This window comes from uncultured Campylobacter sp. (assembly GCF_937890585.1).
Lineage (GTDB): Bacteria > Campylobacterota > Campylobacteria > Campylobacterales > Campylobacteraceae > Campylobacter_A.
The window spans coordinates 1-1,958 of the sequence record NZ_CALACG010000323.1; the positions used below are offsets into that span (position 1 = coordinate 1).

The window sequence follows — 1,958 nt, forward strand, 5'->3', positions numbered from 1 at the left end:
TAGCATTACTATCAATGTTAAGAGTATTTTTATCACTTTGTGTTATAATCTGCCAAAAATTTTAAAAAAAGGAAAAGAAAATGGCAGATAAATTTGAATTTCAGACCGAGGTCAATGACCTTTTAAATTTAATGATCCACTCTCTTTACTCAAATAAAGAGATATTTTTAAGAGAGCTCATATCAAACTCAAACGACGCGCTTGACAAGCTAAACTACCTATGCTTGACCGATGAAAAGTATAAAAGCTTAAGCTATACTCCAAGGATCGACATAAAGGTTGATGAAAAAGCCAAAATTTTAACCATCAGCGACAATGGCATCGGCATGGATAAAGATGAGCTCATAGCAAATTTAGGCACTATTGCAAGAAGCGGCACAAAGGGCTTTATGCAAAGCTTGAGCGGTGATGCAAAGAAAGATAGCTCGCTCATTGGCCAGTTTGGCGTGGGCTTTTACTCAGCATTTATGGTGGCAAGCAAGATCGAAGTCATAAGCAAACGAGCACTAAGTGAGAAGGCCTATAAATGGACATCTGATGCAAAAAGCTACGAGATCGAAGACGCTAAAAAAGATGGCTTTGGTACGGATATTATCTTGCATTTAAACAACGATGAATTTGCAAATTCTTGGCGTATCGAAGAGATAGTTAAAAAATATTCAAACCACATCCCTTATCCTATATTTATGGATAAAGAGAGCTACGTCGCACCAAAAGAAGGCGAAAAAGAGGGCACTTATGAGACTAAAAACGAGCAGATAAACAAGGCAAATGCGCTTTGGAGACTAAGCAAATCAAGCCTCAAAGAGCAAGACTACAACGACTTTTATAAGCAAATTTCACACGACAGCAGCGACCCGCTACTTTATATCCACACGAAGGCCGAGGGTAAGATCGAGTATTCAACGCTATTTTATGTGCCAAGCACTGAGCCGTTTGACCTCTTTAGGGTTGATTATCAAAGTGGCGTGAAGCTCTATGTGAAGAGGGTTTTTATAACTGACGATGCAAAAGAGCTTTTGCCGCCGTATTTAAGATTTATCAAAGGTGTGATCGATGTTGAGGATCTGCCGCTAAACGTTAGCCGCGAAATTTTACAAGAAAATGCGATCATGCGAACGGTAAAAGAGCAGAGCGTGAAGAAAATTTTAAGCGAACTTGCAAAAGTAAAAGATAATGACCGCGAAAAATACATAAAATTTTACAAACTATTTGGCAAGGTTTTAAAAGAGGGACTTTATGGCTTTAACGCTGAAAAAGAGCAAATTTTGGATCTTTGCCTATTTAAAAGCTCAAAAAGAGACGGACTTATCAGCCTAAAAGAGTACAAAGAGGCGATGAAAAAGGATCAAAAGTCGATCTACTACATCAGCGGCAACAACGAAAATATGCTAAGAAATTCGCCGCTTCTTGAGAGCTTTAAGAAAAACGATATCGAAGTGTTAATAATGGATGAAGAGATCGACACGATCGTCATGCCAATGGTAAATGAATTTGACAAAACACCTCTAAAATCAGTCTCACACGCCGATATCAACGATGAGATCAAAAACGATGAAAAGGTCGATGAGAGTAAGGTCGCAAACACGCTTGTTAAGATGAAAGAGATATTAAAAGACGAAGTTAAAGACGTTAGGCTAAGCTCAAGACTCTCAAGCTCGGCTGCGGTGCTAATATATGATAAAAACGACCCTGATTACGCTATGCAAGAGATGTTAAGGCAGATGGGACAAGGCGCAAATGCTCCAAAAGTTAAGCCGATCTTGGAGATCAATGCTGATCATGAAATTTTTGCAAAACTTGAGAAAAATGAGGCGATGGTTTATGACATAGCACCTTTGCTTCTTGATATGGCAAGGCTAAATGAGGGCATGAGCCTAGAAAATCCAGCTAAATTTTCAGAACTTCTAACAAAAGTTATGCTAAAAGCTATCTAAATTTAAAAAGCCCAAGAGAAA

At 38.5% G+C, this 1,958-nt stretch carries 1 protein-coding gene; it reads left to right on the forward strand.

The genetic code is table 11. The features are described 5' to 3' along the window. The first annotated feature begins 80 nt into the window (after positions 1-80). Positions 81-1,937, forward strand: coding sequence for a molecular chaperone HtpG (gene htpG / locus Q0296_RS09720; RefSeq protein ID WP_298039988.1), 1,857 nt, complete (start codon positions 81-83; stop codon positions 1,935-1,937). Positions 1,938-1,958: the final 21 nt, after the last annotated feature.

Excerpts from the sequence above, each read along its gene's own strand:
- htpG (WP_298039988.1), top strand. The coding sequence starts at position 81 with ATGGCAGATAAATTTGAATTTCAGACCGAGGTCAATGACCTTTTAAAT.